This window comes from Pseudomonas sp. AC211 (genome assembly GCF_979258055.1).
Map to the genome: position 1 here is coordinate 2,364,016 of NZ_OZ409830.1, position 26,993 is coordinate 2,391,008.

Consider the following 26,993-nt stretch of genomic DNA (forward strand, 5'->3'; position numbering starts at 1 on the left):
CAAACATCGAGTGCAAATCGCGGACCTGTAGGAGCGGCTTTAGCCGCGATGCTTTTTGGTCGCAAGAGCATCGCGGCTAAAGCCGCTCCCACAGAGTGGTTTATAGCCCGCATAAGTGGCGCAATTTTTCGGTATCCAGATGCTGTTCAACCAAGTCCGCCAGGCGCTCCAGATCGCGCTCGCGCAGGGCGTGGTAGTCGACGGTCTGCACGTCTTGCAGTCCGGCCCAGCGCAGCAACGCTGTGCAGGCAGCGGGGCTCTCGAACAGCCCATGCAGATAGGTGCCGAGAATCTGTCCATCGTCGCTGCAGGCGCCGTCGCAGCGGCCGTCGTCGAGCTGCACGGCGAACCGTTCCAAGGCCGGCCCGGTGCTGATGCCGGCGTGAATTTCATAGCCGCTGATGGCCGCGCCGTCGAGGCATAGAATGGCCGTTCACGTTGCGCAGTTGTTTGTGCTCGACCAACACCGTGTCGAAGTCGAGCAGCCCCAGTCCGGCGCTCGATCCGGCGGCACCTTCGATACCTGCCGGGTCGTGGATCTGTTGGCCGAGCATCTGGAAACCGCCGCAAATGCCCAGCACCTTGCCGCCGTAGCGCAGGTGTTTGTGCAAGGCGCTTTCCCAGCCGTTCGCACGCAGCACGGCGAGGTCGCCACGGGTGCTTTTCGAGCCCGGCAGAATAATCAGGTCGGCAGGCGGTATCGGCTGGCCGGGGGCGATGAATTGCAGGTCTACCTGCGGGTGCAGGCGCAGCGGGTCGAAGTCGGTGTGGTTGCTGATGCGCGGCAGCACCGGCACCACGACCTTGAGCACCTGCTCGGCTTTGGCGGTTTGCCGGGTGTCGATAGCGTCTTCAGCTTCCAGGTGCAGGTCGGTGAGGTACGGCAATACGCCCAGCACCGGTTTGCCCGTGCGTTGTTCCAGCCAGTCCAGGCCCGGTTGCAACAGGCTGAGGGCGCCGCGAAAGCGGTTGATGACGAAGCCTTTCACCCGCGCCTGCTCGCTTTCGGAGAGCAATTCCAGGGTGCCGACCAGATGGGCAAACACGCCGCCGCGGTCGATGTCGGCAATCAGAATCACCGGGCAATCCACCGCTTCGGCGAAGCCCATGTTGGCAATGTCACCGGCACGCAAATTGATTTCCGCCGGCGAGCCCGCGCCCTCGACCATCACCACCGTATAGGCGCTGCTCAAGCGTTGGTGCGACTGCAACACGGCCTGCATGGCGACCTTTTTGTAGTCGTGGTACTGGGCCGCTTCCATGCTGGTGACGGCGCGGCCGTGAATGATGACTTGCGCGCCGGTGTCGCTGTTTGGTTTGAGCAGCACCGGGTTCATGTCGGTGTGTGCCGGCAAACCACAGGCTTGCGCTTGCACCGCCTGGGCGCGGCCAATTTCGCCGCCGTCGACGGTCACGGCGCTGTTGAGCGCCATGTTCTGGGTTTGAAAAGCACCACGTTCACGCCTTGGCGATGCAGCCAACGGCACAGGGCCGCCACCAGCGTGCTTTTGCCGGCGTCCGATGTGGTGCCTTGCACCATCAAGGTGGTGCCGGTTGCGTTAGTCATTGGTGCGCCACGCGTGGAAAACCTCGGTCAGTGTTAGCCAGTCAGCCTCTTCAGCCGGCAGGCCGATGCGCAGGCTGCTATGAGCCGGAAACAACCGCAGCAGCACGCCGCGCCGGGCGAAAAAATCGTGAACGGCAGCGGCTTGTTCGCCTTGCCACCATTGAAAAAGCCCAGTGCCGCCGCTGGGTTGCAGGCCGTTAACCGTCATCAGCTCGGAAAGCCGCTCGCTGGCGTACAGCGCACGTTCACGTTGCTGCTTCTGACTGGCGAGGTCGGCGAAACACTGGCGGGCCACGGCGCGGGTTTGGCCCGTTAACGGTCCAGGGGCCGAGGCGATCGGCCAGGGCTTGCAGCAGCGCTGGCGCCGCCAGCACGCAGCCCAGTCGAGCGCCGGCCAGGCCGAAGAATTTGCCGAATGAGCGCAGCACGATCAGACCGTCACGCGGACAGTCGGCCGCCAGGCTGTGCTGCGGCGTGATGTCGATAAAGGCTTCGTCCACCAGCAACCACCCGCCCCGCTCCGCCAGGTTCGCGTGCCAGGTCAAAAGCTGGTCGCGCGGGCACAGGCGGCCGGTGGGGTTGTTGGGGTTGACCACCACGAGCACGTCCAGCTCATGGAGCTGCGCGGCGACGTCGGCCTCGGTCAGTTCGCGAACGTCGTGCCCGGGTTCGCGCCAGGCGTGGGCATGTTCGGCGTAGCACGGCGACAGCACGCCCACACGGCTGCGCCCACGCAAACGCGGCAATAGCTGAATGGCTGCTTGTGAACCGGCCACCGGCAGCAACTGCTCAACGCCGTAATAAGCGCAGGCAGCGGCGGTTAAGCCGTCGTCATCTTCGGGCAGCCGCGCCGCAGGCGCTGACGGGAATCTCGGCCAGGGGAAACGGCCACGGCGCGATGCCGGTGGACAGGTCCAGCCAGTCTTCGACGGCAATGTCGTAGTCACGCGCGGCCTGTTGCAGTCGGCCGCCATGGAGCAGGCCGGCGCTGATTGGCTTAGGCAAACAGGCGCCCTCCGAGCAGCAACACCAGCAGCCACAGCAGCACGCCACGACGCACCAACCGCACGGCGCGCTCAATGGTGTCGGCGTCCGGCGGCGGGCCTTCGCCCAAGGGTGGGCGTTCACGCAGGGCGCCGTGGTACATGGCCGGTCGCCCCCAGCGCTACGCCCAGCGCACCAGCGCCCGCCGCCATTACCGGGCCGGCGTTTGGGCTGTACCAGGTGAAGCCCTGCCGGCACCAGCAGCGCAAGGCCAGACGGGTGTTGCCGAGCAGCGCGTAGGTGAGCGCCACCAGCCGCGCCGGGATCAGGTTGAGCACATCGTCGATGCGCGCCGCTGCCCAGCCAAAGCGTTCGAAACGCGGGTTGCGGTAGCCCCACATGGCGTCCAGCGTGTTGCTCAGGCGGTACAGCACCGCGCCGGGCGCGCCCAGCAGCACAAACCAGAACAAGGCGGCGAACACCGCGTCACTGCCGTTTTCCAGTACCGATTCGGTGGCGGCCAGGGCCACGCCGTGCTCATCGAGAGCCGAGGTGTCGCGGCTGACGATATAGCCCACCCGCTCGCGGGCTTTGGCCAAATCACCGTCGCGCAGCGCCTGCACAATCGGTTGCGCATGTTCGGTCAAACTTTGCATGCCCAGCGCCAGGTACAGCGCGGCTATGTCCACCAGCCAGCCGATGTAGGGCAGCAGGCTCAGCAGCCAGGCGGCGACGGTCAGCGGCAGCACGGCGAGCACCCAGGCGGTGACGCCATGGCTGCGCCAGCCGCGTCCGACCTCTTCGGCGTTGTCGCTGAAGGCGCGGTTGAAGCGCTGTTCGAGGGCATTGGCCAGGCGCCCAAAGCCCACCAGCGGATGCCAGCGTTTGGGTTCGCCGAAACACGCGTCCAGCGCCACCCCGGCGACGCTGAGCAAGGCGATGCTCATTGCGCCTCCGGCCAGGTGTCGGTGAATAGCAGTTCGCTGAGCGGTCGCGGCGTCGCCCGGCCTTCCTGTTGCAGCATCGGCGCTTCGTAGAATTCGGGCACCGGGCCCACGCACAACACTGCAACCGGCTTGGCGCCAGCGGGCAGGTGCAGCAATTCGGCTAACGCGTGCGGCTCGAACATCGACACCCAACCCACGCCCAGCCCTTCGGCGCGAGCGGCCAGCCAGAAATTCTGGATCGCGCAGGACACCGAGGCCAGGTCCATTTCTGGCAATGTGCGACGGCCAAACACATGGGCTTCGCGGCCATCACCCAGGGCGACCACAAGCAGCTCGGCGCAGTCGCGAATGCCCTCGACCTTCAGCCGCATAAATTCATCGGCGCGCTGTTCCAGCGCCTCGGCAGTACGCACCCGTTCTTCTTCCACTAGCGCGTGAATGGCATGGCGCAACGGTGTTTGCGTAATGCGGATAAACCGCCACGGCTGCATCAGGCCGACGCTCGGCGCGTGGTGAGCCGCTTCGAGCAAGCGCGCCAGCACCTCGGGCGCCACTTCGCCGCCGCTGAAATGGCGCATGTCACGGCGTTCGCCAATGGCGCGGTAAATGGCCGCGCGCTCGGCCGCGCTGTAGGCGTGGTCGCTCATGCCAGTTGCTCGTCGCTCTGCTGAACGTGGCTAAGAGCGGGCGCTGCGCCAGGCAGAAACAGTGCTGCGGCGGCCGCCGGGTTGGACGGCATATACAGGTGAATGTACGAAGCCGTCAGCCGGCCGATGCGGTACACCGCCTCGCTGGTGCGTTTGTAGGTCGGGCACACGCCACGGGCCAGCGGCTCCAGGGCGCAGTGCAGTTCGGAGTAGTGATAGGTGTGGCCCCGCACGCGGCCTTCGGGCAAGTCGATTTCCTGCAACGCCAGGGCTTTGAGCTTTTTATGCATGAGCGCATTGCCCGGCAGCAGGCCCAACAGTTCGCCGCTGGCGCCGTCTTTGTCAGTTAGCGCGTCGAGCAGGTACAACATGCCGCCGCATTCGGCGTGCAGCGGTTTGCCCGCCGCGTGATGGGCGTGAATGGCGGCGCGCATGGCCTGGTTGGCTTGCAGCGGTTGCAGGTGCAATTCCGGATAACCGCCGGGCAAATACAGGCTGTCGACCTCGGGCAACGCGCTGTCGCGCAACGGCGAGAATTCGATCAGCTCGGCGCCCAGCTCGCGCAGCAGGTCGAGGTTGGCCTGATAGAGAAAGGCGAACGAGGTGTCGCGCGCCACGCCAATGCGCACGCCCTTGAGCGACGGCAATATCTGCCGAACCATTGGTGGCGGCGCGAAGTGCACGGGCGCCGGCAACGTGGTGTCGGCGCTGGCGGCCAGGGCGTCGGCGGCGGCGTCCAGACGGGCGTCCAGGTCTTCCAGCTCTTCGGCTTGCACCAGGCCCAGGTGCCGGCTCGGCAGTTCAATCGCGGCGCTGCGCGGCAAGGCGCCGTACCATTTGATGGCAGGCGGCAGGCAGTCGCGCAGAATTTCGCCATGCCGGGCGCTGCCGGTGCGGTTGGCGAGCACGCCGGAGAACGGCAGGTCGGCCTGGTACGTGGCCATGCCGTGAGCCATGGCGCCGAAGGTTTGCGCCATGCCTGAACCGTCGATCAGCGCCAACACCGGCACGCCGAAGTGACGGGCCAAATCGGCGGCCGATGGCGTGCCGTCGAACAGGCCCATGACGCCTTCAATCAGAATCAGGTCGGCCTCGGCGGCGGCTTCCCAGAGCAGGCGACGGCTTTCCGCTTCGCCGACCATCCACAAATCCAGCTGGTACACCGGCGCACCGCTGGCGCGGGCGAGAATCATGGGGTCGAGAAAGTCCGGCCCGCATTTGAATACCCGAACCCGTTTGCCTTGGCGTGTGTGCAAGCGCGCCAGGGCGGCGGTGACGGTGGTTTTGCCCTGGCCGGACGCCGGTGCGGCGATCAACAGCGCCGGGCATGCGTGGCTTTGCATTAGAACTCCACCCCGGCCTGGGCTTTCACGCCGGATTTGAACGCGTGCTTGACCATGGCCATTTCGGTCACGGTGTCGGCGGCTTCAATCAGCGCAGGCGGTGCGCCACGGCCGGTGGCGACCACGTGCTGAAATTCCGGACGGCCGCCGATATCGGCAAGCACGGTGTCGAGGTCGAGGTAGTTGTGTTTGAGGGCGATGTTCAGCTCATCCAGCACCACCAGGCCGATGGCCGGGTCGTTGAGCATGTCTTTGGCAACGGCCCAGGCGGCGACTGCTTTGTCGATATCGCGCTGGCGGTCCTGGGTGTCCCAGGTGTAGCCCTCGCCCATCACGTGGTAGCTGACTTCTTCGGGGAAGCGGCGGAAGAAGCGTTCTTCGCCCGTGCTGGCCGCGCCTTTGATGAACTGCACCACGCCCACTTTCATGCCATGGCCCAAGGCCCGCGCCACCATGCCAAAGGCTGAGCTGCTTTTGCCTTTGCCATTGCCGGTGTGCACCAGCAGCAGGCCGTATTCGTTCTGGGCCTGGGCGATTTTCTCGTCGATAAGGGCTTTTTTGCGGGCCATGCGCGCTTTGTGGCGGGCGTCGCGTTCTGCGGATTCGCTCATTGCGGTCTCAGCTCTTCAACATCAATTGTCCAGGCCATGAAACCCAGCGCGCGGCAGTGGCTTTTCATTGGCGTGGTTGAGGCTAGCGGAGAACGGCAGACGCAGGGATTGCAGGCAATCACCCGACGCCAGACAAAGCCCTCCGCAATGCCGTGGTACTGCGACAGGCCGGTCTCCGGGCTAATGAGCGCGGCCAGTGATGGCCAACAGAACAGCGCGCCTTCCCGTGTTCTACACAGTGGCTAGTGCGGTGTTCAGCTCAATTACCGTTGCGGGGGCAGCGTCGGCTTGTGCCGTTTCTTTTGTACGCGCAACACGTGCAAAACAAGCGGGACCGACTTCCCTGTTTCACCGCCAAATGGCGGCACCTGAAGCGAGGGTGGCAGGTTAGAGGGTTGCAGGTTGAGCGTCAATTCGGCGGGGGGCGCCAACTCGGCGCACTTCTGTATAGGGGGAAACCCCTACAAAGCCTGTAGGGGGTGCCCCGATTTTTCGCTTGTGCGCGGCTGCCTATAGTTCGCCCACCTTGAACCTGGTCGGGAATTTGCCGTGTTGGCCTATTGCGCGCTTTACCTTGGAGTTGTCATCAGCCTGGTTGGCCTGGGCGTGTCCATGCCGTGGTTGGCCGGCTCCGGTCTGGCCGTTACCGCCTTGGCCGGCGTGTTTGTTAGACCGCGCAAGGCGGCAGCAGCCGAGCCGGTTTACGTTGAAGAAACCGCGCCGACCCTGGACAACCAACCGCTGCTCACCGCGCTGTTGCCCACCTGGAACGACAACCTTGGCCAGGTGCGCCAATTGCTGGGCAGCAACGTCAGCGCCCTCTTCGACCGCTTCGCCAGCCTGGTCGACCGCCTGCAACAAACCCTCAACCGTTCCGAAAGCGTGCTCGGCAACAACGGCATCGGCGACAGCCTGCGCACCGCCAACGCGCGCCTCGACGAAGTGACCAGCGCCTTTCACGCCGCCAGCGACAACCGCAAGCAATTGCTCGCCACCGTCGGCCACCTGAACAGCGATGCCAGCGAATTGCAGAGCATGTCCAAGCATGTGCAAGACATCGCCAGCCAAACCAACCTGCTCGCCCTCAACGCCGCCATCGAAGCAGCGCGTGCCGGCGAATACGGCCGGGGCTTCTCGGTGGTCGCCGATGAGGTGCGCAAGCTGTCCAGCCTGTCGGCCGAAACCGGGCAGCGCATGGTGGAAAAAGTCGGCGAGATCAACAAAGCCATCCAGTCCACCGTCGGCGCTGCGGATCAGCTGTCGGCCAGCGAGGAAAGCAACCTGCGTTACCTCGATCAGGTAGCGGGCGAAATCATGCAAGGCCTGTCGGCCAACCTCGACGAGCTGACCCACAGCTCGCTCGAACTGCAACAAGACACCCGCGTCACCCAGGGCGACATTCAGGAAATCGTCGTCAGCCTGCAGTTCCAGGACCGCTCCGACCAGATGCTTGACCACCTGCAAAGCGACATCCAGCGCCTGCAAAGCGCCCTGCAAAGCCAAGACCCGATCATCAGCGACCCGCAGCGCTGGCTGCGCGAACTGCGCAGCCAATTCACCACCGATGAAGAACGCGGCGGCCGCCGTGCAGCCGGCAAAAGCCGCGCTGCGCAAGACGACATCACCTTTTCTAACGCTTTTCCTTGCCCTGACGGAGCCCTGCCCCATGGCCAAAACCATTCTGATCGTCGATGACTCATCGTCCATGCGCCAACTGGTGAAAATGACCCTCACCGGGGCCGGCCACCAAGTGATCGAGGCCGTCGACGGCCGCGATGCGCTGGCCAAGCTGACCGGGCAGAAGGTCAACCTGATCATCAGCGACGTGAACATGCCTAACCTCGACGGCATCGGACTGGTCAAGGCGCTTAAAGCGCGGCCGGAATACAAGTTCACACCCATCGTCATGCTGACCACCGAAAGCGAGCAAAACAAAAAGGCCGAAGGCCAAGCCGCCGGTGCGCGCGCCTGGATCGTCAAACCGTTTCAGCCGGCGCAGTTGTTGTCGGCCGTCGACAAGTTGGCCAGCTGACATGTTCCAGCTCAGCCACCCTGCCCCGGGCCAGTTGGCCATCGCCGGCAGCCTGACCATTTATGAAGTCAGCCAGGCGCACACTGAATTGGCCGCCGTGCTCGCCAGCGACACGCACCTGCCCGCCTGGCGCCTGGACCTGAGCGAGGTGGAAGAGCTCGACACCGCCGGCGTGCAACTGCTGCTGGCCTTGCACAAGTCGCTGCAACAGCTGGGCATCGTGCTGGAAACCTGCAACCCGGCCGCCGCCGTACACGAGCTGCTTGCCCTGTTGCGCCTCTCCCATTTGCTGCCGTTGTCGGCAGCCCAGGCCTGAGGGCCACCCCATGCTGAACGGCGAACAGTGGACACAACTGCTGCTGGGCTTTATCGAAGAAGCCAGCGAGCTGACCAAGCAGGCCGAAGAATACTTGCTGCAACTGGACCAATCGCCCACCGACGAAGAGGCGTTGAGCGGCTTGTTTCGCGCCATGCACACCATCAAAGGCTCGGCGGGTTTGTTCTCGCTGACGCCGCTGGTGAGCTTTACCCATCACCTGGAAAACCTGTTGATGGCCGTGCGCGACGGAGCCGGCACGCTGACCCCGGCGCTGATTTCCGTACTGCTGCGTTGCCTCGATGAAATCGCATCCATGGTGGCGCTGATCGACGCGCAAACGGGCGAACTTCCGGTGGATGAAGAGCATCAGGCGCAACTGCTTGCAACCCTGGCTGAACATGCTCAGGCCGTACCCGGCGCCATGCCGGTGATGGCTGCCCACGAACCTGAAACCAGTGCGCCGGTCGTGGCCTCGCTCGGTAAATCGGCGGCTTGGCACATTTCCCTGCGCTTTCACGCCGACCTGCTGCGCAACGGTTTCGACCCGGCCTCGTTTGTGCGTTACCTGGCGCGTCTGGGCGACATCAATCACTTGGCGTTGATCGATGACACCCTGCCCGCCCTCGCCGATCTGGACCCGGAAAGCTGCTACCTGGGTTTGGAAATTGACCTGCAAAGCGAGGCCAGCAAAACCGAAATTGAAGAGGTGTTCGAGTTCATCCGCGACTTCTGCACCTTGCACATTTTGCCGCCCGACAGCGTCCTGGACGACTACCTCAAGCTCATTCAGCAACTGCCGGAAAGCGACGCGCGCATTGGCCAGATTCTGGTCACGGCCGGCCTGCTCACCGAACACGAACTGCAAACCGGGCTGCACCTGCAAGCCAGCGCCACCGATGAAAAACCGGCGCTGGGCGAAGTGCTAGTGAGCCAGGGCATGGTCGCGCCGAAAGCCGTAGACGCGGCATTGGCCAAGCAAAAAGCCTCCCGCGATAAGCGTGTGAACGACAGCCCGATTCGCGTGGCCGCGCACAAGCTCGACGAGCTGATCAACCTGGTCGGCGAGCTGGTTATCAGCGCAGCCGGCGCGCAGTTGCACGCGCAAAAGCACGGCAACGCCCAGTGCATTGAAAGCGCGCAAACGGTGAATCAGCACGTTGAGCAAATTCGTGAAGCGGCGCTGAAAATGCGCATGATCGAAATCGGCGACACCTTCAACCGCTTTCACCGCGTGGTGCGCGACGTCAGCCAGCAACTGGGCAAAGACATCCGCCTGGACATTCGCGGCGCCGACACCGAGCTGGATAAATCGGTGATCGACCAACTGGCCGACCCGCTCACGCACTTGGTGCGCAATGCCATCGACCACGGCATTGAAAACGCCGAGCAACGCGCGGCGGCCGGGAAGGCGGCGCAGGGCTTGCTGCGCCTGAACGCCTACCACGAGTCGGGCATGATCGTGATTGAAGTGAGCGACGACGGCCATGGCCTGAACACCGCGCGCATCCGTGAAAAAGCTATCGCCCGCGGTTTGATCGACGCCCAGGCCAACCTTTCGGAACACGACATTCAACGGCTGATTTTCGCCGCCGGTTTTTCCACCGCCGATGCGGTGTCCGACCTTTCCGGCCGTGGCGTTGGCATGGACGTTGTGCGCAGCGCCATCGACGCATTGCGCGGCAGTATCGACATCGATTCCGTGCTCGGCCAAGGCACCACCTTTCGCATTCGGTTGCCGCTGACGCTGGCAATCATCGATGGCTTTCTGGTCAGCCTGGGCGACGAGCATCTGGTGGTGCCGCTCGACTTGGTCACCGAATGCATCGAGCTGGATGCCACCCAACTGGCGCGCTGCACCTACGGCTACATCGAGCTGCGCGGCAAACCGCTGCCGTGCATCGACCTGGCCGCGCACTTTGGCTTGCCCGCCAGCCACACCAGCCGCCGCAATATTGTGGTGGTCAACTTCGGCCGCCAGCAGGCCGGGTTGATCGTCGACCACCTGCACGGCGAGCTGCAAACCGTTATCAAACCGCTGGGCCTGCTGTTTCAGCACCTGCAAGGCATCAGCGGCTCCACCATTCTCGGCTCCGGGCAGATCGCCCTGATCCTGGATATCGCCAGTCTGTTCAACACCCTGCAACACAGCGTCGAGGCCGACTCGCGCGCTAACCAACCGCGACCGGACCTCACCGGCTCCTAGGAGACCTTTTATGCACGCTATCCGTAACTTGAAGATCGGCATTCGCCTGATCGCCGGCTTCACCCTGGTGGTGATTCTCACCGCCGTGGTGGGCGCCCTGGGCATCATTAATTTGAGCAAGGTCAACGACCTGTCAGACCAGATGTACCAGCGCGAAATGATCGGCCTGAGCTATATGCAAACCGCCAACCTCAACCTCGCCTACGTGGGCCGTCACCTGCGCAGCAGCTTGCTGAGCACCAACGCCGAAGAACGCGAGCGCACCATGGCGCAAGTGCACGAGGCGCTTAAAGCCATGCACGAAAACCTCGACAAGGCGCGCCCCAGCTTTAGCAGCCCTGAGTCGCTGGCGCAGTTGGCCACCCTGACCAAAGAGCTGAATACCTACGAGCAAACCGCGCTGCGTATTCTCGACATCAACAAAGCCAGCGGCCGCTTCGCCGAGGCCAGCGATGTGATCGCCCTGCTGCCTGAGCTGCGCGCCCAGAGCAACGCCGCCGACGAAACGATTGCCGCACTCGTTGAGCAGAAAAAACACCGCGCCGGGGAAGCTAACGACACCATCACCACGATTTACGAAGGCTCTCGTACGCAAATGATCGTGCTGATTCTGATCGCCGCCGCCCTGGGCTTCGCCATTGGCATTTTGGTCACCCGCAGCATCACCCGCCCGCTGAACCGTGCGGTCGACGTGGCCAACAGCCTGGCCGAGGGCGACTTGAGCGTAAGCATCACCTCGGACAGCAAAGACGAAACCGGCAAGTTGCTAGCCTCCATGCAGCACATGACCGAACGCCTGCGCACCGTGATGGGCGATGTGCGCAGCGCCGCCGATTCGTTGTCGTCGGCTTCGGAAGAAGTCAGCGCCACCTCCATGTCGCTGAGCCAGGCCGCCACCGAACAAGCGGCCAGCGTGGAAGAAACCACTGCGTCGGTTGAACAGATGTCTGCCTCGATTGCACAGAACACCGAAAGCGCACAAATCACCGACGGCATTGCCGGCAAGGCGGCGAACGACGCCGTACAAGGTGGTCAGGCTGTGCGCGAGATGGTGCAGGCGATGAAACAGATCGCGGCCAAAATCGGCATCATCGATGACATCGCCTACCAGACCAACCTGCTGGCGCTGAACGCCGCCATCGAGGCTGCCCGTGCTGGCGACCATGGCAAAGGCTTCGCCGTCGTCGCTGCCGAGGTGCGCAAACTGGCAGAGCGCAGCCAGGTGGCCGCGCAGGAAATCGGCGGCGTGGCGAGCAACAGCGTCAGCCTCGCCGAACAGGCCGGCAAACTGCTCGACGAAATTGTGCCGAACATTCAAAAAACCTCGGACCTGGTGCAAGAGATCACCGCCGCGTCGCAGGAGCAATCCAGCGGCGCCGGGCAGATCAATATCGCCATGGGCCAGATGAACCAGATCACCCAGCAAAACGCCTCCGCCTCGGAAGAGCTGGCGGCCACCGCCGAGGAAATGAACGCCCAGGCCAGCCAGCTGCAGGAATTGATCGGCTACTTCCGTCTCGACAACTTCGCCGCTGCCGCCAGCCATAAACCGAGCCAACCGCGCGGGCCGAGCAACGTGCGCGAGCTGCGTCGCCAAGAGCCGCGCAAGCCCGGCCAAGGACTGGTGGATGAAGGCCAGTTCGTGAATTTCAACTAAGCCCCGGGACGCCACGCCATGCCTCACTTACAAGCCAGTGTTGCCGCCACGCCCGATAGCGTGCAGCACCTGTCGTTCCGGGTTCGTGACGCGCGCTATGCGCTGCCGATCGAGCTGGTGCGCGAGATTATCGAATACGGGCAGATCACTACGGTGCCGATGATGCCGAGCTTTATTCACGGTGTGATCAACCTGCGCGGCAACGTGGTGCCGGTGCTCGACCTGGCGGCGCGCTTTGGCATGCCACTGAGCGTGGCCAACAAGCGCACCTGCATTGTCATCATCGAACTGCACTTGGACGACCAAGAGCAGCGCATCGGTTTGGTGGTAGACGCCGTGGACGCCGTGCTGGATATCGACGGCACCACCGTTGAACCGCCACCGCCATTTGGCGCGGGTATCAACACCGACTTCATTGCCGGCATGGCCCGCGACGAGCGTGGTTTCACCATTGTGCTGGACGTGCGACGGGTGTTGTCGCTCGACGACATCCGCCAGTTGAGCCTCGCTCGCCAGGCCAGTTGATGCCCACCTCTAACCTGCCGAAACTCAGTGACAGCGACTTCCGCAGCCTGCAGCAGATGATGCTGCAGGCTTCCGGCATCCGTATGGCCGAACAGAAGCGCACGCTGATGGCAGGCCGTCTGATGAGCCGGCTGCGCGAACGCGGGGTGCCGAATTACGGCGCCTATATGCAGCTGATCAACGACCCCAACGAACAGGAAGAACGGCGTCTGGTGATCGACCTGTTGACCACCAACGAAACCTACTTTTTCCGCGAGCCGCAGCACTTTGAGGTACTGGGCGAGTGGCTGGGCCGGCAGCGCAAGCCGGTGCATATGTGGAGTGCGGCCAGCTCATCGGGCCAGGAAGCCTTCACCATGGCCATGGTCGCCGCCGAGCACTCGCGCAGCCGCGACTGGTCGATTTTCGCCAGCGACCTCAGCCGCCGCGTTCTGGAAACCGCTCGCCGGGGCACCTACCCGCTCGACCAGGCCGACAACTTTCCCGCAGGCTGGCTGAAACGCCACTGTTTGCGCGGTGTGGAAGACAGCGAGGGTCTGTTTCGCATGAACCAGGAACTGCGCCACCGGGTGAACTTCGCCGAGGTCAACCTGATGCGCCCGATTCCCGCCGGTGTCGGCCCGTTCGACGTGATTTTCCTGCGCAACGTGTTGATCTACTTCGCCCAGGACGAAAAGCGCGCCATTACGCAACGCTTGGTCGAGCGCCTGCACCCTGGCGGCTTGCTGTTTATCGGCCACGCCGAAAGCCTGCACGGTTTCGACTTGCCGCTGCGAACCCTGCGCCCTTCGGTGTTTGAACGCCTTTAAGAAACGGAACCAGCCGATGCCCCATAACGCGCGGATCAAAGTATTTATCGTCGATGACTCGGCGCTGGTGCGTCAGGTGCTCACCGCCTGCTTGCACAGTCACCCCACCATCGACGTGATTGGCCAGGCCGCCGACCCGCTGTTTGCACTGGAAAAAATGCAGAAACAGTGGCCCGACGTTCTGGTGCTGGACGTGGAAATGCCGCGCATGGACGGCATCACGTTCCTGCGCAAAATCATGGCAGAGCGGCCGACGCCATCAATTATCTGCTCGACACTCACCGAAGCCGGCGCCGCCATCACCCTCGACGCCCTGGCGGCAGGCGCTGTAGGCGTGTTCACCAAAGCCAGGCTCGGGCTTAAAGACAGCTTGCAGCAGATATCCGGCGATCTGATCCGTCAGATTGAAATGGCCGCCCGCAGCAGCCCACGCGCCATGCCAAAGGCAACACCAGCGGCGTCTGTCGCAAAAACGGTGAGCGCTGCTGCCCAGCCGGAGCCGCATGCAGAAAAGCCGTCGCTGACCACCACCGATCGTGTGGTAGCACTCGGCACATCCACAGGCGGCACCCAGGCCCTGGAAGTGGTGCTGCGACAATTGCCGGCCGGCTGCCCCGGCATCGTCATCGTTCAGCACATGCCCGAGAAATTCACCGCCGCCTTTGCCCAGCGCCTCGACAGCCTCTGCGCCATCGACGTGCGCGAAGCCAAACACATGGACCGCGTGCGCCCCGGCCTGGCCCTCGTGGCGCCGGGTGGCAAACACATGCAGCTCAAACGCAGCGGCGCGCAGTACTTTGTGGAAGTGATTGATGGGCCACCGGTGAACCGGCACAAACCGTCAGTCGACGTGTTGTTTCGCTCGGTAGCCAAACACGCCGGCCACAACGCCCTGGGCATCATCATGACCGGCATGGGCGACGACGGCGCCCGTGGCCTGCTTGACCATGCGCGAGGCCGGCGCGCGCACCGTGGCGCAGGACGAAGCCAGCTGTGGTATTCGGCATGCCCAAAGAAGCCTTGCGCATGGACGCGGCGCAAAGCACTGAATCACTCGGCAATTTGCCTAAGGTCATCATCCAATACGCGCGCACGGGGGCCTTAGCGCTTAATCCGACGAACGCTGCGGTGCCCAACGCAGACGGCTTGCAGGCACTTTGCCGTGCACAATGATGGCCACTTGCCCATCAAATTGGCCGAACCTTCGCTACACTCCTTACTCATTGCTTATAAGCGCGGCCGTGTCGAGCCTCGCCTTGCGCCCGTGCGGCGCAGTTTGAGACAGGAGTCCAAGCAATGCGTAATCGCCGTTTCAACTCCCTTTATCTCTGGCAACACGGTTGCCACCATCGCCGCTGCCGCAGCGTGCCGCTATGACGTGTCGTCTGTTGCTGGCCGACGATCACGCGCTGATCCGCGTTGGCGTGCGGGCCATGATCGAAACCCTGCCAGGCTACGAGGTGGTCGGCGAAGCGCAGGACGGACGACAAACCGTCGACATGGCCCGTGCGTTGCACCCGGACATCATCTTGCTCGACGTCTCGATGCAGGGCGTCAGCGGCCTGGAAGCCCTGCGAGAGCTAGCCACCGCCGCACCCGACTCGCGCGTGCTAATGCTGTCGATGCACGCCGACGCCGAGGTGGTGGTGTCTGCCCTGGAAAAAGGCGCACGCGGTTACCTGCTAAAAGACGCCGCGATTGATGAGCTGCACGAGGCGCTGAACGCCGTTGGGCGGGGTCAGCGTTACCTGAGTTCATCCATTGCCGAGCCCGTTCTGGAACGCGCCTTGGCACGCTCACAACGCCCGCTACCGGTCACGCAAAGCCTGACTGAGCGGCAGATCGAAATTCTGCGTTTGATTAGCCGGGGCGTGAGCACGCGCCTGATTGCCGAAGGGTTGGGGTTGAGCGTTAAGACCGTGGAGGCGCACCGGGCGCAGATTATGAAGCGGCTGCATATTCATGATGTCGCGGGGTTGGTGCTGTATGCCGTGCGCGAAGGGATTGTTGATCCGGATGATTGATGAGCGCATCCGCGTTCCGACTTCCGACATTCCCGTGCAGGGTCGCGGTCCGACTATTCGGGATCCAAAGCATTTCGCCGGGTAAGCGACCGAGGCATTCACTCCATTGCGACGTGGCGAACCCGCTACCGCACATCGCCTCGAAACTCTGGATTCCCGCCTGCGCGGGAATGACGGAGGTTATTCATACACCACCGTCATTCCCGCGTAGGCGGGAATCCAGAATCTCAAGCCGGTGCAGAGGATTCATTACCGCGTGCGCTGAACCTTTTGTTTCGCGCCTACCCGCGCGCTCGCCTGCGCGACGACTCCACTCGGCCTGCGAACAATGGGGCAGGTAGATCAGAAGGGCAGATCCACAGCAGATCAAAACATCGCGGCTGAAGCCGCTCCTACAAACTGCGCCTTCTGGCTCAATGCTTGGGCACAAACCTGGCGGCTTGGTCGCCAGCCAGCTCACAAACGTCTGCAAACGCTCATCGCTGAGCAGCGCATCGCGCGCTGTTATAGGCCAGCGCCAATTCCTTCTCGCTAAACAATCGATGAATCTGGTTATGGCACGCCCGGCATACCCATAGCGTGGCGGTGATGCGTTCGCTTTTGGCGAATTGCTTTTGCACGTAGGGCTTGTTGTGCAGCGCTTTGGGTATCAGGTGATGCCGGGTGAGCGGCACGGGGCGTTGGCACAGTTCGCACTGGTCGGGCTGGGGCGGAAGGCGGATCGGTTCGGGCATCGCGGGGCTGATTAGCGCTTGCGGCAGAGCGTCAGACCGTCGCCGATGGGCAGAAGCGAGAGGTCGACACGGGCGTCGGTTTTCAGGCGGCGGTTCAGTGCTTGAATGGCGCGGGTGTCTGGGCTGTCGGGCGATTCTTCGAGCACGCGGCCGCTCCACAGGGTGTTGTCGAACAGAATGACGCCACCGGTGCGCACCAGGGCCAGGGCGTGTTCCAGATAAACCGGGTAGTTGGCTTTGTCGGCGTCGATAAAGATCAGGTCGTAACTCTCGCCGCGCCCTTCCCGCTCCAGTTGCCCCAAGGTTTCCAGCGCCGGCGCCAGGCGCAGTTCGATGCGGTCTTGCAGTTCGGCTTGAAACCAGTAGCGACGGGCGATGTGGTTGTAGTCGCCGGGCAGGTCGCAGCACAGCAGATGGCCGTCTTCGGGCAAGGCGCTGGCCATGCTCAGGGCGCTGTAGCCGGTGAAGGTGCCGATTTCCAACAGACGCTTGGCGCCGATGAGTTTCACCAGCAGCGCGAGGAACTGGCCCTGCTCCGGCGCCACTTGCCAGCGCGCCATGGGCAGCGCCTGCGTTTCTTCTCGTAGGCGTTTGAGCAGTGGCGTTTCACGCAGGGAAACGTCGAGCAGGTAGTGGTAGAGCGCGTCGTCGAGGGCGAGTGTTCGAGCGGTCATGCGGTGCGTCCTTGGCAGGGGTCACTAAAAAACAAAGCGGCGCCGGTGGCTCAAGGAGTGCGCGCCAGGCGGGCTGGGCTCAAAACGCGCTTGGCGTCGACGTAGCTTTTCAGCCAATAGGCGGTGGACAGGCTGTCCAGGCGCACGGTTCCGCCGCTGGATGGCGCGTGGACGAAGCGCCCTTCCCCAACGTAGATACCCGCGTGGCTGACTTTGCCGCCGCCAGCTGTGGCGAAGAACACCAGATCGCCGGCCTGCAAGGCTTCACGCTTTACGCTGGGGGCGCCCATGCTCACCATTTCGCGGGTGGAGCGCGGCAGCGAGATGCCCGCGGCGTCGCGGTACACATAGCCGATCAGGCCGCTGCAATCGAAGCCGCTGTCCGGCGTGTTGCCACCGTAACGATACGGCGTGCCGACCAGGCCCAGCGCGCGAAACAGCACGTCGTCCGCCGCATCGCTCTGCGTGGCGCTGGGTGGTGCGTACACGATGGGTTTTGAAGGAGGTGGCGAACTGGCGCAGGCAGACAGCAGCGCAGCGAGTACAACGAGCAGGACACGGGCCGGAGCAGGCATAAGCGGGGCGGCTCAGAGATGGTTCGGCGTACTCTGCCTTTGAGAAGGCCGTGGCGCAAGGGCTGGGTGCGTTTTTGCAGGCGCCGCTCTCCCCTACAAACCACTGCCAACCCCAAAAACACAAAACCCCCGATTAACGGGGGTTTTGCTTAACAACCGGCGCTTACGGATGCAGCGGGGTTGCGGCTGACTTGAGCGGTGTTCACCGAGGCCATCGCCAGCGCGCGTTTGGCTTCGATAAAGGTGCGGCTCCAGTATTTGTCGTCAAGGCTGTCGACGCGGACGCCGCCGCTCTTGCTGCTGCTGGAGTGAATGAACTGATCATCACCCAGGTAGATACCGGCGTGGCTGACACGACCGCGACCGTGGGTGCTGAAGAACAGCAGGTCGCCCGGCTGCAGATCACCGCGAGCAACCAGCGGCGCGTCGAGGTTGATCATTTCGCGGGTGGAGCGCGGCAGGCTCATGCCGGCTTCTTCTTTGAACAGGTAGCCGATGAAGCCACTGCAATCGAAACCGGTGTTGGCCGAGGTGCCGCCGAAGCGATAACGGGTGCCTACCAGCGACAGGCCGTGGGCCAGGATGCTGTCGGCGAAAGACGGGAGTTGATAAGGCTGGTCCTGAGCAAAGTCGGGTAACGGGTCGAGGCCGTCATCGGATTCTTCATCAGCAATGGATTGCTGGCTGATGGTTTGCTGAGGAATTTCAGTTACTTGGGGCTGGCTGCATGCCAGCACAGGCCACGAGGAACACTGAAAGTGCGAGGGGCACGAGGGGTGCAGAGCGTTTGAGCATGGGCACGACCGTGGACTAAAAATTTATGAAGGCGCGAATATGCCTTCCATAACGGTTATATGCAAATTTAATTGGCCAGAGTGTGACTCAGTAGTATCGGCAACACATCTAAAGCTTTCCCGCGAATATGGACGTCCACATACGGGCTCAAAGCCCCGTCCTGCGGGTTTATCTCCACCGTAAAGCCCCCGCCTGACGCGTGCGCAAAACAGGTTCGGCGATGTAGGGAAAGCTGGCCGTCGTGCCCACCGCCACAACCAGGTCAAAACCCTTGCGAAGCTCGTGGTAGAGCGTCTCGATGGCTTTTTCCGGCAGCATCTCCTCGAATAAAACGACCGGCGGTCGGAGAATGCCCACACATTGTTCGCACCTTGGCGGCAACGGCCTGTCCAAGTGCGCCGCCAACTCCTGGCTCACCGCTCCGCACGACTGGCAATACAGTGGCGCCAGTTCGCCATGAATTTCGATCAAACGCTCTGGATCGCAGCCGGCCTGGCGGTGATAGCCGTCGATGTTCTGCGTCAGCACCCAGCACCCCGGAAAACGCCTCTGCATCTCGGCGATGGTGTAGTGACCGGCGTTGGGTTTGGCATTCAGGCAGGCGCGACCGAGTTCGGCGAGGTATTTCCAACATAGCGCTGGATCACGTTGCAGCATGGAACCGGATAACGCGGCTTCGATGGGAATGCCTTCCGCCGTCTCCCCGTTGTACAGGCCGCCCAGGCCGCGATAGGTGGGCAAGCCCGAATCGGCCGACAACCCGGCGCCAGTGATGAACAACACGCGCTGGGCGCGCTGTAACGCTTCGATCACCCGTGCATCCATCTCGCAGCCCTTCCCGTTGTCGATCATCGCGATCCACTCAATGATTCACGGTGTGCGCCAGCATCCACGACAGCTGCGCCATCGACCGGCCGCTCTGCTCATGCCAGGTATTGAACGCGGTCTGCACGGTGGCGAGGTCTTTGAGGCTGGTGGGCACCTTGTCGATGATGTCCTGCGCACGCAGCGCGGCGACCATGTCGTTGGTGGGAATAAACGTGTCTTTGCCCGCCATGCGCAGAAAACGCGGCGCCGACAGCCCGCCCATTTGGCTGCCGTGCTTGGCCAGGTATTTCCACAGCCCAACGATATCGGTCACCGGCCACTCGGCAATCAGCGCACCGAAGCTGCCGCGCTCCTCGGCGACGTCGAGAATGAACTGCGCGTTACGCGGCACGCTTTTCAGCTTGCCTAGGTGCCGGATGATGCGGGCGTCTTGCATCAGCCGTTCAAGGTGGTCAGCGCCCATCAGCACGACCTTCTCCGGGTCGAAACTGAAGAACACTTGCTCGAACGCCGGCCATTTGGCGTCGACCAGGCTGTGCTTGAGCCCGGCGCGAAAAACCCTGTAACGCAATCAAGGACAAATAACGGTCATCACTGATTTTGCGCAGTTGCGCTGGGGTTTTGACGCTCGGCAGTTGAGCCTCGAGTTTGGCCTGCGAACCGAAGCGATTCAGACAGTACTCGTTGAGCCATTTGTAGTCGCGCATCCGGCTTCCTATATATAGAGGCGAAGTCTGGTGAAGCCCGGCGCTTTTACAGGTTCATCACATTGAGAAAGCGCGACGGGGGCGCTCTCGTCGATACGCAGGTTCTCAAAGTCGAACAGCTTGCGGTCCGCCAATTGCGACGGCATCACGTTCTGTAAGGCGCGGAACATGATCTCGGTACGCCCCGGCGTCTTGCGCTCCCACTCCAACAGCATCTCCTTGACCACCTTGCGCTGCAGATTTTCCTGCGAGCCGCACAGGTTGCACGGAATGATCGGGAAGCCTTGCAGCTCGGAGTACGCCTCGATGTCTTTCTCGCTGCAATACGCCAGCGGGCGAATCACCACGTTCCGGCCGTCGTCAGCGCGCAGCTTGGGCGGCATGGCTTTGAGCGTGCCGCCGTAGAACATATTAAGGAAGAAGGTTTCCAGAATGTCGTCGCGGTGGTGACCGAGCGCCATCTTGGTGGCACCGATCTCGTCGGCGAAGGTATACAGCGTGCCGCGACGCAGGCGCGAACACAGCGAGCAGGTGGTTTTGCCTTCCGGCACTTTGTCCATCACCACCGAGTAGGTGTCTTTCTCGACGATGTGGTACGGCACGCCGATGCTTTCCAGGTACTGCGGCAGCACGTGCTCGGGAAAGCCCGGCTGCTTCTGGTCCATGTTCACCGCGACGATTTCAAACTTGATGGGCGCGACCTTCTGCAGGTGCAGCAGCACATCAAGCATGGTGTAGCTGTCCTTGCCGCCCGACAGACAGACCATCACCTTGTCGCCGTCTTCGATCATGTTGAAGTCGGTGACCGCCTCGCCGGCTTGGCGACGGAGGCGTTTCTGCAGTTTGCTTTGATTTACCGAAAGGGTGCCCATGGTGCGAAGGTCCGGAAGTGCTGAACGCGAAGGCGCGCATTTTACGCAGAAAGGAACGTTTGCCCTACCCCCAAACGACGCGACGCGGTGGTCACTGTTTGTTCAAATCCCAGTCAAAGCGGTAGCGCACTTCGCCGTCAAAGGCCTCAAGCTTCTGCGCCAAAGCCGGCTCGGCATACTGAAGTGCAGGTGCTTGCGCACGCCTTTCTCGCCGCCGAAGTCGTCGGCATACCAGTCGTAGATACGCGAGAAGTCGAAGCTCTTTGTCTTTGAACGACACACCACGCGGACTGTTGATGTAGGCGCGTGCGCCGTCGCTGAGTTGCTGCTCGGTATTTTTTGCACTGAGGGTGAACGACGGCATGTTCGGCGAACCCAGGCTGGCGGAGCTGAGTACGTAAAACAGCCGAGGATCACGCCAGAACGGTCGCAGGATGCGGTGCTGAATATCGCTGAGACTGAGCTTGTAGCCGTCCACTTCCACCACTTTCTTGTCCCACGGGCCGAACTGGTACCAGGCGCCGAGGCTGGTGATGGAATCCACCGGGTATTTCTTCAGCACCAGTTTGGTCACCAGCGCGTTGTACAGATTGACCCAATAGGCGAACTGCTCGGCGCGGGTGAATTGACGCGGGTCGAGGTCGCTTAGCTGGTCGATATACACATCAAGCAGGCGCCGATGCACCTTGTCGACGCCGGCGTAATCGAAGCGCGCGATGCCATCGGTTGGGCTGGTTTTCAGGTAGCGGGTCAGCAGTTCGCTGCCAGGCGCTGTGGTCAATATGGGCGGCGCGGCTTTCATCGCTGGCGTTCCAGATTTCCCACGGGTCGGCGGATGGCGCAGCGCAGGCCAGACCGGGAAGCAAGGCGCCAGAAAACAGCAAGGAAGCGACAGCAAACAGGGTGCGCAATCGGCGCATACGGCAACTCTCCATCACGGCTTCACGGGCCGCAGTCTGCTGCGTGGGACAGGCCTGAACCTTGCGAGTTCCGCCACACAAGCCCGTGCTTTCGCTGTGCTAGGCTGCGGCCATGACCCTAGACCCCGCCTCCACCCTGCCCCGTGAACTCGATAACAGCCTGGACCTGGCCGATCAGGTGTTGCTGCTGTTGCGCGAGTCGCCCAATGGCTGCAGTGAATACCAGCTGATTCAGCAACTGAAAAAACGCCACTCCACACACATTCCCAACCTGAACCTGGCGGACAAACTGGTGCTGTTTCGTACGCATTTTTTGTTATTCAACGCCCTGTACCGCCTGCGCGATCAGCTGTGGCAAGCGCAGACGGATCATTTATTGATCAATCCGCTGTCCGTGCAGTTGCTGCCATATACGCCCGGCGAAGCGCAGCTCAGTGATGCCGATCCACTTCGCGCCTATTACCTCGACCTCAGCCATTTACGCGAGACCAGCGAAGCCGATGTGGAGAAACTTCTCACCAGCTTCTGGAAACGCATGCAAGGCGGTGACGAAAAGCGGGCGGCGCTCGAGTTGTTCGAGCTCGACAGCAGCACCGAGGCGCTCAATCTCGCCACTGTCAAACAGCGTTACCGCCAGCTCGTCAGCCAGCACCATCCCGACCGTGGCGGTAGCACCGCGCGGCTGCAATCGATCAACTTGGCGATGGAAATTCTTGCTCGCTATTACCGCTGACCTTTAGAGACTGATTTGCTCTAAAACCACGCCGCACGCGGCCTCCAGCCCCTGCCTATACTGCGACATACGGTCGCATTGGTTCGGCCCTGCACCCGGTAGCGCTACTCACGCGCCTCGGGCGCTACGCTGGGGGGCGACCGTTATAACAAGAGGAGGTATCTCGCATGATCCATCACGTTTGGGGGCTATTCGCGCATCCTGATCAAGAGTGGCAAGAGATCCGCGGCGAAGAAGAAAGCATCAGTCACATGTATCTCACCCATGTGCTTATCCTTGCCGCGATTCCCGCAGTGTCTGCCTATATCGGAACCACGCAGGTCGGCTGGACGGTGGGTAACGGCACGCCCGTTATGCTCACCGAAGCAAGCGCGCTGTGGATGACGGCCATGACCTACCTGGCAATGCTGGGCGGTGTGGCGGTCATGGGCGCGTTTATCAATTGGATGGCGCGCACCTACGACGCCAGCCCGGACATGGGCCGCTGTATCGTGTTTGCCGCTTACACCGCCACGCCACTGTTTATAGGCGGCCTCGCCGCGCTGTATCCCAACCTCTGGCTCGCCATGGCCGTTGGCACGGCGGCGATTTGTTATACGGTTTACCTGCTTTATGTCGGCATACCGACGTTTATGAACATTCATCAGGACGAAGGCTTCCTGTTTTCCAGCTCGGTGCTGGCAGTGGGGCTCGTCGTGTTGGTAGCGATGATCGCCATGTCGGTGATCTTCTGGGAAATGGGCGTGGGCCCGGTCTACACCAGCTAAAAATCGGAGCCACTGATACAACGAAACCGCCGTTTGGCGGTTTCGTCGTTTTAGGCAAGTGGCAAGCGGCGCGCTTGGGCATAATCGCGCCTGTTATCCGGAGGAACTCGATGCCCGAACTGCTTAATGCTCGTGTCGAGGCTTGTTACCAGCAAGCCGAAGCGTTTTTCAGACGCCGCTTTACCCGCCCCCAAGTCAGCCTCAAATTACGTGGCCAGAAAGCCGGGGTGGCTCACCTTGATGAAAACCTGCTGCGCTTCAACCCTCAGCTGTACCGCGAAAACCAGGAACACTTTTTAAAGCAAACCGTGGCGCATGAAGTCGCGCACATGATCGCCCGCGAAATGTTCGGCCGGCACATTCAGCCCCATGGCGAGGAATGGCAGTTGATCATGCAGGGCGTTTACGAATTGCCGGCCGACCGCTGCCACACCTACGAGATTCAGCGCCGCAGCGTGACCCGCTACGTTTACAGCTGCGCGTGCGCAGACCGTGATTTCCCCTTCTCGGCGCAGCGCCACACCCTGGTGCGCAAGGGCCGGCGTTATTACTGCCGAAGCTGCAAAGCGACCTTGGTTTACAGCGGCGAGCAGCGCGAAGAATAACGCCAGCATTCCCGGAGCCGAGTCGGTGATGGCGGCGTGGTTTCAGACGTAACGTCCTGACGCAGGGTATTTTTCCGCCTCGCCGACTCGCGTAACAACACCTCATCGGCAAACAAACGAAACAGCTCGAACTACTTCGCAGCACGGCCAGTCGGTATTAAAGGCGCGGCAAAGATCACGCCAAATCCGATTAGCCTACGAGGTGAACCATGAACGCGATTGACCTGCTCAAAGCCGACCACAAGGTTGTGCTCGATCTGCTGGAACAACTCAGTGCCACCACCGAACGTGCGGTGAAAAAACGCGTTGAGCTGATTAACAAAATCGAGATGGAGCTGTTCGTCCATACCCATATCGAAGAAGAAATTTTCTACCCGGCCTACAAAAAAGCCGGCGAAAAAGAACAAGCGAAAATGTACTTCGAAGCCATCGAAGAACACCGCGCTGTGGATGCTCTGGTGCTCCCGCACTTGAAAGGCACAGCGCCGGACAGTGTCGAGTTTTCCGGCCGCGCCAAAGTGCTCAAAGAATTGCTTGAGCACCACATCGAGGAAGAGGAAGAGTCGATGTTCAAAGAAGCGAAAAAACTGCTGAGTGCAGCCCAGCTCAAAGAACTGGGTGCGGAAATGGAAGCACGTAAAACCTCGCTGAAGGGCGAGCTGCAGCAACAACGTAGCGCCGCGTAATCGTCACCACCTGGCCAAGCAGATACCACCCGGTTCTGCTTGGCCGCCCTCCCCGTTTAACGCGGCCGCGTTACCCGCAGCACCACGGCAGCGATGCGTTCTGCATTGGCATAGGCCGGCTCCAGCAGTTCTTCGCCGAACACATCCGGATCCATCTCCCAGTATTGCCAATCGAACCCGGCTGCGTGCAGCAATGGGCGGATGCTGGCGGCAAACGGATCGTCGCCCTCGACCATGGCCACGCCCGTGTACAACAACAACGTACCGCCAGGCGCCAAACGCTGGAGCGCCGTATCGACAATGGCGATCGACAGACCGGCGCCATGCTCACCACCGCCATCGCGGTAGGCGCGGCCTTCGGCGTCGGCCATGTACGGCGGGTTGGCGATGATGAGATCGAACTGCCCCTGCACCTGATCCAGTAGATTGCTATGGGCGACCTGCACGTTATCAGCGCCCGCCAGTTCAGCATTTATAGCGGTGTAACGCAGCGCCTGCGGGTTGATGTCCAGCGCCAACACCTCAGCATCCGGTCGTTCAACCGCGGCCACAATTGCGCCGACGCCTGCACCGCAGCCGATGTCCGCGATGCGCAGCGTCGGCCGCGTGTCGTCGTGGAGATGGGCGAGTAAGGCCTGAACAAACCGGTAGCTATCGGGGCCGAAAAACACGGCGTCCTGTTCCTGCGTGGGGAAGCGCGAGTGTACGAACAGCTGACCATGCAGTGACGACCAACGCACCCGACTCTCCGAGCCTTCGGCGCGCTCATCGAGGCAGCCGGCGTCACGCAGCAGCGTCAGTAAGCGGGTATCGAGCACGTCGCCTCTGAACGGCCGGCTCCAGCCAAACACATCGCGAAGGTGGGCGGCGAATTCGTTGCCGGGTCGGGCATTGACGCGTTCGTGGGTCAGCGGGGTAACGGTAGTAAAGCGATAGCCAAGCGCCTTCAATGCCTGGCCCAACTGCACAAGCGCCCCATGGGATTCGGCGCTTGACGGGGTAATGCCTTGGCTCATGCAGCGCTCCTAGCGAACCAATGTGGACAGGATTCGGGTGGCCATCAAACCGGCCGGGGTGCAATGGGTGGCAGGTCCTGCCAGGCTGAGCAACCGGCGCTCGCGCTCCTCGGTGCTCAAGGTGGCGAGTTCCTGGGCAAGGGCGTATTGCTCGCGATCGATGTCGCTGCTCTCCACCAGGCCGCCAAGCGCTTGCGGTTCGACATAACGGTGAAGGCGCGCATACGGCGCGTCGCGTCTGCCTTGCTCGCCGGGCGGCGCTTGGCCGGCAGCGCTTCCTGGGTTTGCAGCCAGTCACCGGCAATCCAGTCGTGCAGCACTTGCAGCTCGTATGGACTGAACACGCCAAACATGGCCGCGCCCTCGCCCTGCACCAAATGCCAGAAGCGGCTGTTATCGGGTGCCTGGTTGCGGCAAATCCACCCGCGCGATTGCAGGGCGTCGAGAAAACCGCGAATCGGCTCAGGCCCGCTCAGCCATTCGTTCACGGTACGGCCTTCAATGCGGCAGTAATCCGAATGCACCTGGCCAGCCAGCGAGCGTTTGCTTTCCAGCAGCGTGAGCAGTTCGTGGTCCAGATCGAACGCCTGGACGACGGCAGTCGAGCCGAGGCCCAGGTCGTTGAGCAGGTAGCCGTGGCAGACGCGTCGGTAAAATTCCTCGCTGTCGCCAACTTGCGGCATGTTGTCCAGCACCGTGCGCACCGCTTTATGCGCGTGACCGGACGCGGCGTTATCGATCGTCACGTGTAGCTTAAAGTAGTACGGGTCGATGCCCAGTTCGTCTAACTCATAGGCGCTGATTAACAGGTGCAACGGCAACTGTTCGTAGCCCAGGTTGTAGCCGATCACTTCTGGCAAGTAATGCTCGGCCAACATCCCCAGCGACAACTGAACCGCACCCTGCAGATAGTTTTCATCACCCAGGGTCGCCAGCTCTTCGCAGCCCTGGGTGCTGAGCAGCTGTTGGTACATGAGCACATGGTTCATGGCCGGAACGCCGTCGCCGAGTTCTTCCAGATAGGTTTGCACCAGGAAATTCAAACGGCTGTCGCGCCAGTGCGGCATCACGCCGTAGAGCCAGGCGCCATCGACCAACTTGGTCGGCGCCACCGCCCGCAGAAAGTACAGCGCATGGGCACGGCAGCTAAAAAAGCGCCGTGGCTCGCCTAGTTTTCGACCGTGTAAATACTGGTTGTAGTCGGCGGTAGTGCGCGCTGTGCTGGCACGCATCCAGTGCAACAACTGCTGCGGATTTTCCGGCAGGTCGCACGGCAAGTTGGCCGCGTGCTGCAGCTGCGCATCCAGAAAACGCCGCGCGCTATCCAGATGCTCGTCTGGCTCACTCAATAATTTTACGTAGAGCTCCTGGGCCGGCCCGCGATGGGGGTGAGCGTCGCGAAGTCGAGATGTT

21 protein-coding genes, 9 pseudogenes and 1 riboswitch are annotated in these 26,993 nt (G+C 62.1%); of the genes and pseudogenes, 13 read left to right on the plus strand and 17 right to left on the minus strand.

Annotation, left to right across the window (positions count from 1 at the left end; translation table 11 throughout):
* Positions 1 to 100: 100 nt before the first annotated feature.
* The 6 genes and pseudogenes from ACZZZP_RS11200 to cobO form a co-directional block, all read right to left on the minus strand.
* Positions 101 to 1,567, minus strand: a pseudogene (locus tag ACZZZP_RS11200) (cobyric acid synthase).
* Positions 1,560 to 2,530, minus strand: a pseudogene (gene cobD, locus ACZZZP_RS11205) (threonine-phosphate decarboxylase CobD). The pseudogenes ACZZZP_RS11200 and cobD overlap by 8 nt, the downstream one beginning before the upstream one ends.
* A gap of 34 nt (positions 2,531 to 2,564) precedes the next feature.
* Positions 2,565 to 3,498, minus strand: a pseudogene (gene cbiB, locus ACZZZP_RS11210) (adenosylcobinamide-phosphate synthase CbiB).
* On the minus strand, positions 3,495 to 4,145 hold the full coding sequence (gene bluB / locus ACZZZP_RS11215) for a 5,6-dimethylbenzimidazole synthase (RefSeq protein ID WP_463536523.1): 651 nt from the start codon (positions 4,143 to 4,145) through the stop codon (positions 3,495 to 3,497). The pseudogene cbiB and the gene bluB overlap by 4 nt, the downstream one beginning before the upstream one ends.
* Positions 4,142 to 5,488, minus strand: a complete 1,347-nt coding sequence (locus tag ACZZZP_RS11220; RefSeq protein ID WP_463382759.1) for a cobyrinate a,c-diamide synthase — start codon at positions 5,486 to 5,488, stop codon at positions 4,142 to 4,144. The genes bluB and ACZZZP_RS11220 overlap by 4 nt, the downstream gene beginning before the upstream one ends.
* On the minus strand, positions 5,488 to 6,099 hold the full coding sequence (cobO, locus tag ACZZZP_RS11225) for a cob(I)yrinic acid a,c-diamide adenosyltransferase (RefSeq protein ID WP_122450863.1): 612 nt from the start codon (positions 6,097 to 6,099) through the stop codon (positions 5,488 to 5,490). The genes ACZZZP_RS11220 and cobO overlap by 1 nt, the downstream gene beginning before the upstream one ends.
* A gap of 149 nt (positions 6,100 to 6,248) precedes the next feature.
* A riboswitch (cobalamin riboswitch) is annotated at positions 6,249 to 6,486 on the minus strand.
* Between the two features lie 225 nt (positions 6,487 to 6,711).
* Here cobO and ACZZZP_RS11230 point away from each other — a divergent pair.
* The 9 genes and pseudogenes from ACZZZP_RS11230 to ACZZZP_RS11270 all read left to right on the plus strand — a co-directional run bounded on the left by ACZZZP_RS11230 (position 6,712) and on the right by ACZZZP_RS11270 (position 15,668).
* Positions 6,712 to 7,794, plus strand: coding sequence for a methyl-accepting chemotaxis protein (locus ACZZZP_RS11230; protein WP_463536947.1), 1,083 nt, complete (start codon positions 6,712 to 6,714; stop codon positions 7,792 to 7,794).
* A complete protein-coding gene (locus ACZZZP_RS11235) occupies positions 7,766 to 8,131 on the plus strand; it encodes a response regulator (RefSeq protein ID WP_122495991.1) in 366 nt (121 codons plus the stop codon). The genes ACZZZP_RS11230 and ACZZZP_RS11235 overlap by 29 nt, the downstream gene beginning before the upstream one ends.
* Position 8,132: 1 nt before the next feature.
* Positions 8,133 to 8,447 carry an STAS domain-containing protein gene (locus ACZZZP_RS11240; protein ID WP_463382760.1) on the plus strand — a complete coding sequence of 105 codons (315 nt, stop codon included), beginning with the start codon at positions 8,133 to 8,135 and terminating at the stop codon, positions 8,445 to 8,447.
* A 10-nt stretch (positions 8,448 to 8,457) separates the two neighbouring features.
* Positions 8,458 to 10,653 (plus strand): chemotaxis protein CheA, encoded by a 2,196-nt coding sequence (locus ACZZZP_RS11245; RefSeq protein ID WP_463382761.1) that lies wholly within the window; start codon positions 8,458 to 8,460, stop codon positions 10,651 to 10,653.
* 10 nt (positions 10,654 to 10,663) lie between these two features.
* On the plus strand, positions 10,664 to 12,310 hold the full coding sequence (locus tag ACZZZP_RS11250; RefSeq protein ID WP_463536524.1) for a methyl-accepting chemotaxis protein: 1,647 nt from the start codon (positions 10,664 to 10,666) through the stop codon (positions 12,308 to 12,310).
* 18 nt (positions 12,311 to 12,328) lie between these two features.
* Complete coding sequence (locus ACZZZP_RS11255; RefSeq protein ID WP_463382763.1) at positions 12,329 to 12,835, plus strand: chemotaxis protein CheW; 507 nt, start codon at positions 12,329 to 12,331, stop codon at positions 12,833 to 12,835.
* A complete protein-coding gene (locus ACZZZP_RS11260) occupies positions 12,835 to 13,644 on the plus strand; it encodes a CheR family methyltransferase (protein ID WP_463382764.1) in 810 nt (269 codons plus the stop codon). The genes ACZZZP_RS11255 and ACZZZP_RS11260 overlap by 1 nt, the downstream gene beginning before the upstream one ends.
* Positions 13,645 to 13,660: 16 nt before the next feature.
* Positions 13,661 to 14,736: pseudogene (locus ACZZZP_RS11265) on the plus strand (protein-glutamate methylesterase/protein-glutamine glutaminase); the annotation flags it as partial.
* A gap of 281 nt (positions 14,737 to 15,017) precedes the next feature.
* A complete protein-coding gene (locus ACZZZP_RS11270) occupies positions 15,018 to 15,668 on the plus strand; it encodes a response regulator transcription factor (protein ID WP_122495978.1) in 651 nt (216 codons plus the stop codon).
* A 421-nt stretch (positions 15,669 to 16,089) separates the two neighbouring features.
* Here ACZZZP_RS11270 and ACZZZP_RS11275 read toward each other — a convergent pair.
* The 9 genes and pseudogenes from ACZZZP_RS11275 to ACZZZP_RS11315 form a co-directional block, all read right to left on the minus strand.
* Positions 16,090 to 16,402, minus strand: a pseudogene (locus ACZZZP_RS11275) (hypothetical protein); the annotation flags it as partial.
* Positions 16,403 to 16,413: 11 nt separating this feature from the next.
* A complete protein-coding gene (locus tag ACZZZP_RS11280; RefSeq protein WP_463382767.1) occupies positions 16,414 to 17,076 on the minus strand; it encodes an O-methyltransferase in 663 nt (220 codons plus the stop codon).
* A 50-nt stretch (positions 17,077 to 17,126) separates the two neighbouring features.
* Positions 17,127 to 17,651 carry a C40 family peptidase gene (locus ACZZZP_RS11285; RefSeq protein WP_463382768.1) on the minus strand — a complete coding sequence of 175 codons (525 nt, stop codon included), beginning with the start codon at positions 17,649 to 17,651 and terminating at the stop codon, positions 17,127 to 17,129.
* Between the two features lie 149 nt (positions 17,652 to 17,800).
* Entirely contained in the window at positions 17,801 to 18,355 is a 555-nt protein-coding gene (locus tag ACZZZP_RS11290; protein WP_463536948.1) for a C40 family peptidase, read from the minus strand.
* Between the two features lie 9 nt (positions 18,356 to 18,364).
* Positions 18,365 to 18,446: pseudogene (locus ACZZZP_RS11295) on the minus strand (peptidoglycan endopeptidase); the annotation flags it as partial.
* Positions 18,447 to 18,513: 67 nt separating this feature from the next.
* Positions 18,514 to 19,271: pseudogene (locus ACZZZP_RS11300) on the minus strand (NAD-dependent deacylase).
* Positions 19,272 to 19,308: 37 nt separating this feature from the next.
* A pseudogene (locus tag ACZZZP_RS11305) lies at positions 19,309 to 19,981 on the minus strand (DNA-3-methyladenine glycosylase I).
* A gap of 46 nt (positions 19,982 to 20,027) precedes the next feature.
* Positions 20,028 to 20,853: pseudogene (gene ttcA, locus ACZZZP_RS11310) on the minus strand (tRNA 2-thiocytidine(32) synthetase TtcA).
* Positions 20,854 to 20,944: 91 nt separating this feature from the next.
* The gene (locus ACZZZP_RS11315) at positions 20,945 to 21,655 is read right to left on the minus strand and encodes a DUF547 domain-containing protein (protein WP_463536525.1); all 711 of its coding nucleotides are present in this window, start codon (positions 21,653 to 21,655) and stop codon (positions 20,945 to 20,947) included.
* Positions 21,656 to 21,885: 230 nt separating this feature from the next.
* Between ACZZZP_RS11315 and ACZZZP_RS11320 the strand changes: the two genes are divergently transcribed.
* The 4 genes from ACZZZP_RS11320 to ACZZZP_RS11335 all read left to right on the plus strand — a co-directional run bounded on the left by ACZZZP_RS11320 (position 21,886) and on the right by ACZZZP_RS11335 (position 24,564).
* Positions 21,886 to 22,506, plus strand: coding sequence for a DNA-J related domain-containing protein (locus tag ACZZZP_RS11320; RefSeq protein ID WP_463382771.1), 621 nt, complete (start codon positions 21,886 to 21,888; stop codon positions 22,504 to 22,506).
* Positions 22,507 to 22,673: 167 nt separating this feature from the next.
* Positions 22,674 to 23,273, plus strand: coding sequence for a Yip1 family protein (locus ACZZZP_RS11325; protein WP_122495962.1), 600 nt, complete (start codon positions 22,674 to 22,676; stop codon positions 23,271 to 23,273).
* 110 nt (positions 23,274 to 23,383) lie between these two features.
* On the plus strand, positions 23,384 to 23,878 hold the full coding sequence (locus ACZZZP_RS11330) for a SprT family zinc-dependent metalloprotease (protein ID WP_122495960.1): 495 nt from the start codon (positions 23,384 to 23,386) through the stop codon (positions 23,876 to 23,878).
* A 209-nt stretch (positions 23,879 to 24,087) separates the two neighbouring features.
* Positions 24,088 to 24,564 (plus strand): hemerythrin domain-containing protein, encoded by a 477-nt coding sequence (locus ACZZZP_RS11335; protein WP_463382772.1) that lies wholly within the window; start codon positions 24,088 to 24,090, stop codon positions 24,562 to 24,564.
* A 56-nt stretch (positions 24,565 to 24,620) separates the two neighbouring features.
* On the opposite strand, the gene ACZZZP_RS11340 is transcribed toward ACZZZP_RS11335, so the two are convergent.
* Together ACZZZP_RS11340 and ACZZZP_RS11345 are read right to left on the minus strand one after the other, a co-directional pair.
* Positions 24,621 to 25,580, minus strand: a complete 960-nt coding sequence (locus tag ACZZZP_RS11340; RefSeq protein ID WP_463382773.1) for a methyltransferase — start codon at positions 25,578 to 25,580, stop codon at positions 24,621 to 24,623.
* A gap of 116 nt (positions 25,581 to 25,696) precedes the next feature.
* Positions 25,697 to 26,929, minus strand: a complete 1,233-nt coding sequence (locus ACZZZP_RS11345; RefSeq protein ID WP_463536526.1) for an iron-containing redox enzyme family protein — start codon at positions 26,927 to 26,929, stop codon at positions 25,697 to 25,699.
* Between the last annotated feature and the right edge of the window lie 64 nt (positions 26,930 to 26,993).

Bases quoted from the DNA above. Each gene is read 5' to 3' on its own strand.
- bluB (WP_463536523.1), bottom strand. From the start codon at position 4,145: ATGAGCGACCACGCCTACAGCGCGGCCGAGCGCGCGGCCATTTACCGC.
- ACZZZP_RS11220 (WP_463382759.1), bottom strand. From the start codon at position 5,488: ATGCAAAGCCACGCATGCCCGGCGCTGTTGATCGCCGCACCGGCGTCC.
- cobO (WP_122450863.1), bottom strand. From the start codon at position 6,099: ATGAGCGAATCCGCAGAACGCGACGCCCGCCACAAAGCGCGCATGGCC.
- ACZZZP_RS11230 (WP_463536947.1), top strand. From the start codon at position 6,712: ATGCCGTGGTTGGCCGGCTCCGGTCTGGCCGTTACCGCCTTGGCCGGC.
- ACZZZP_RS11235 (WP_122495991.1), top strand. From the start codon at position 7,766: ATGGCCAAAACCATTCTGATCGTCGATGACTCATCGTCCATGCGCCAA.
- ACZZZP_RS11240 (WP_463382760.1), top strand. From the start codon at position 8,133: ATGTTCCAGCTCAGCCACCCTGCCCCGGGCCAGTTGGCCATCGCCGGC.
- ACZZZP_RS11245 (WP_463382761.1), top strand. From the start codon at position 8,458: ATGCTGAACGGCGAACAGTGGACACAACTGCTGCTGGGCTTTATCGAA.
- ACZZZP_RS11250 (WP_463536524.1), top strand. From the start codon at position 10,664: ATGCACGCTATCCGTAACTTGAAGATCGGCATTCGCCTGATCGCCGGC.
- ACZZZP_RS11255 (WP_463382763.1), top strand. From the start codon at position 12,329: ATGCCTCACTTACAAGCCAGTGTTGCCGCCACGCCCGATAGCGTGCAG.
- ACZZZP_RS11260 (WP_463382764.1), top strand. From the start codon at position 12,835: ATGCCCACCTCTAACCTGCCGAAACTCAGTGACAGCGACTTCCGCAGC.
- ACZZZP_RS11270 (WP_122495978.1), top strand. From the start codon at position 15,018: ATGACGTGTCGTCTGTTGCTGGCCGACGATCACGCGCTGATCCGCGTT.
- ACZZZP_RS11280 (WP_463382767.1), bottom strand. From the start codon at position 17,076: ATGACCGCTCGAACACTCGCCCTCGACGACGCGCTCTACCACTACCTG.
- ACZZZP_RS11285 (WP_463382768.1), bottom strand. From the start codon at position 17,651: ATGCCTGCTCCGGCCCGTGTCCTGCTCGTTGTACTCGCTGCGCTGCTG.
- ACZZZP_RS11315 (WP_463536525.1), bottom strand. From the start codon at position 21,655: ATGAAAGCCGCGCCGCCCATATTGACCACAGCGCCTGGCAGCGAACTG.
- ACZZZP_RS11320 (WP_463382771.1), top strand. From the start codon at position 21,886: ATGACCCTAGACCCCGCCTCCACCCTGCCCCGTGAACTCGATAACAGC.
- ACZZZP_RS11325 (WP_122495962.1), top strand. From the start codon at position 22,674: ATGATCCATCACGTTTGGGGGCTATTCGCGCATCCTGATCAAGAGTGG.
- ACZZZP_RS11330 (WP_122495960.1), top strand. From the start codon at position 23,384: ATGCCCGAACTGCTTAATGCTCGTGTCGAGGCTTGTTACCAGCAAGCC.
- ACZZZP_RS11335 (WP_463382772.1), top strand. From the start codon at position 24,088: ATGAACGCGATTGACCTGCTCAAAGCCGACCACAAGGTTGTGCTCGAT.
- ACZZZP_RS11340 (WP_463382773.1), bottom strand. From the start codon at position 25,580: ATGAGCCAAGGCATTACCCCGTCAAGCGCCGAATCCCATGGGGCGCTT.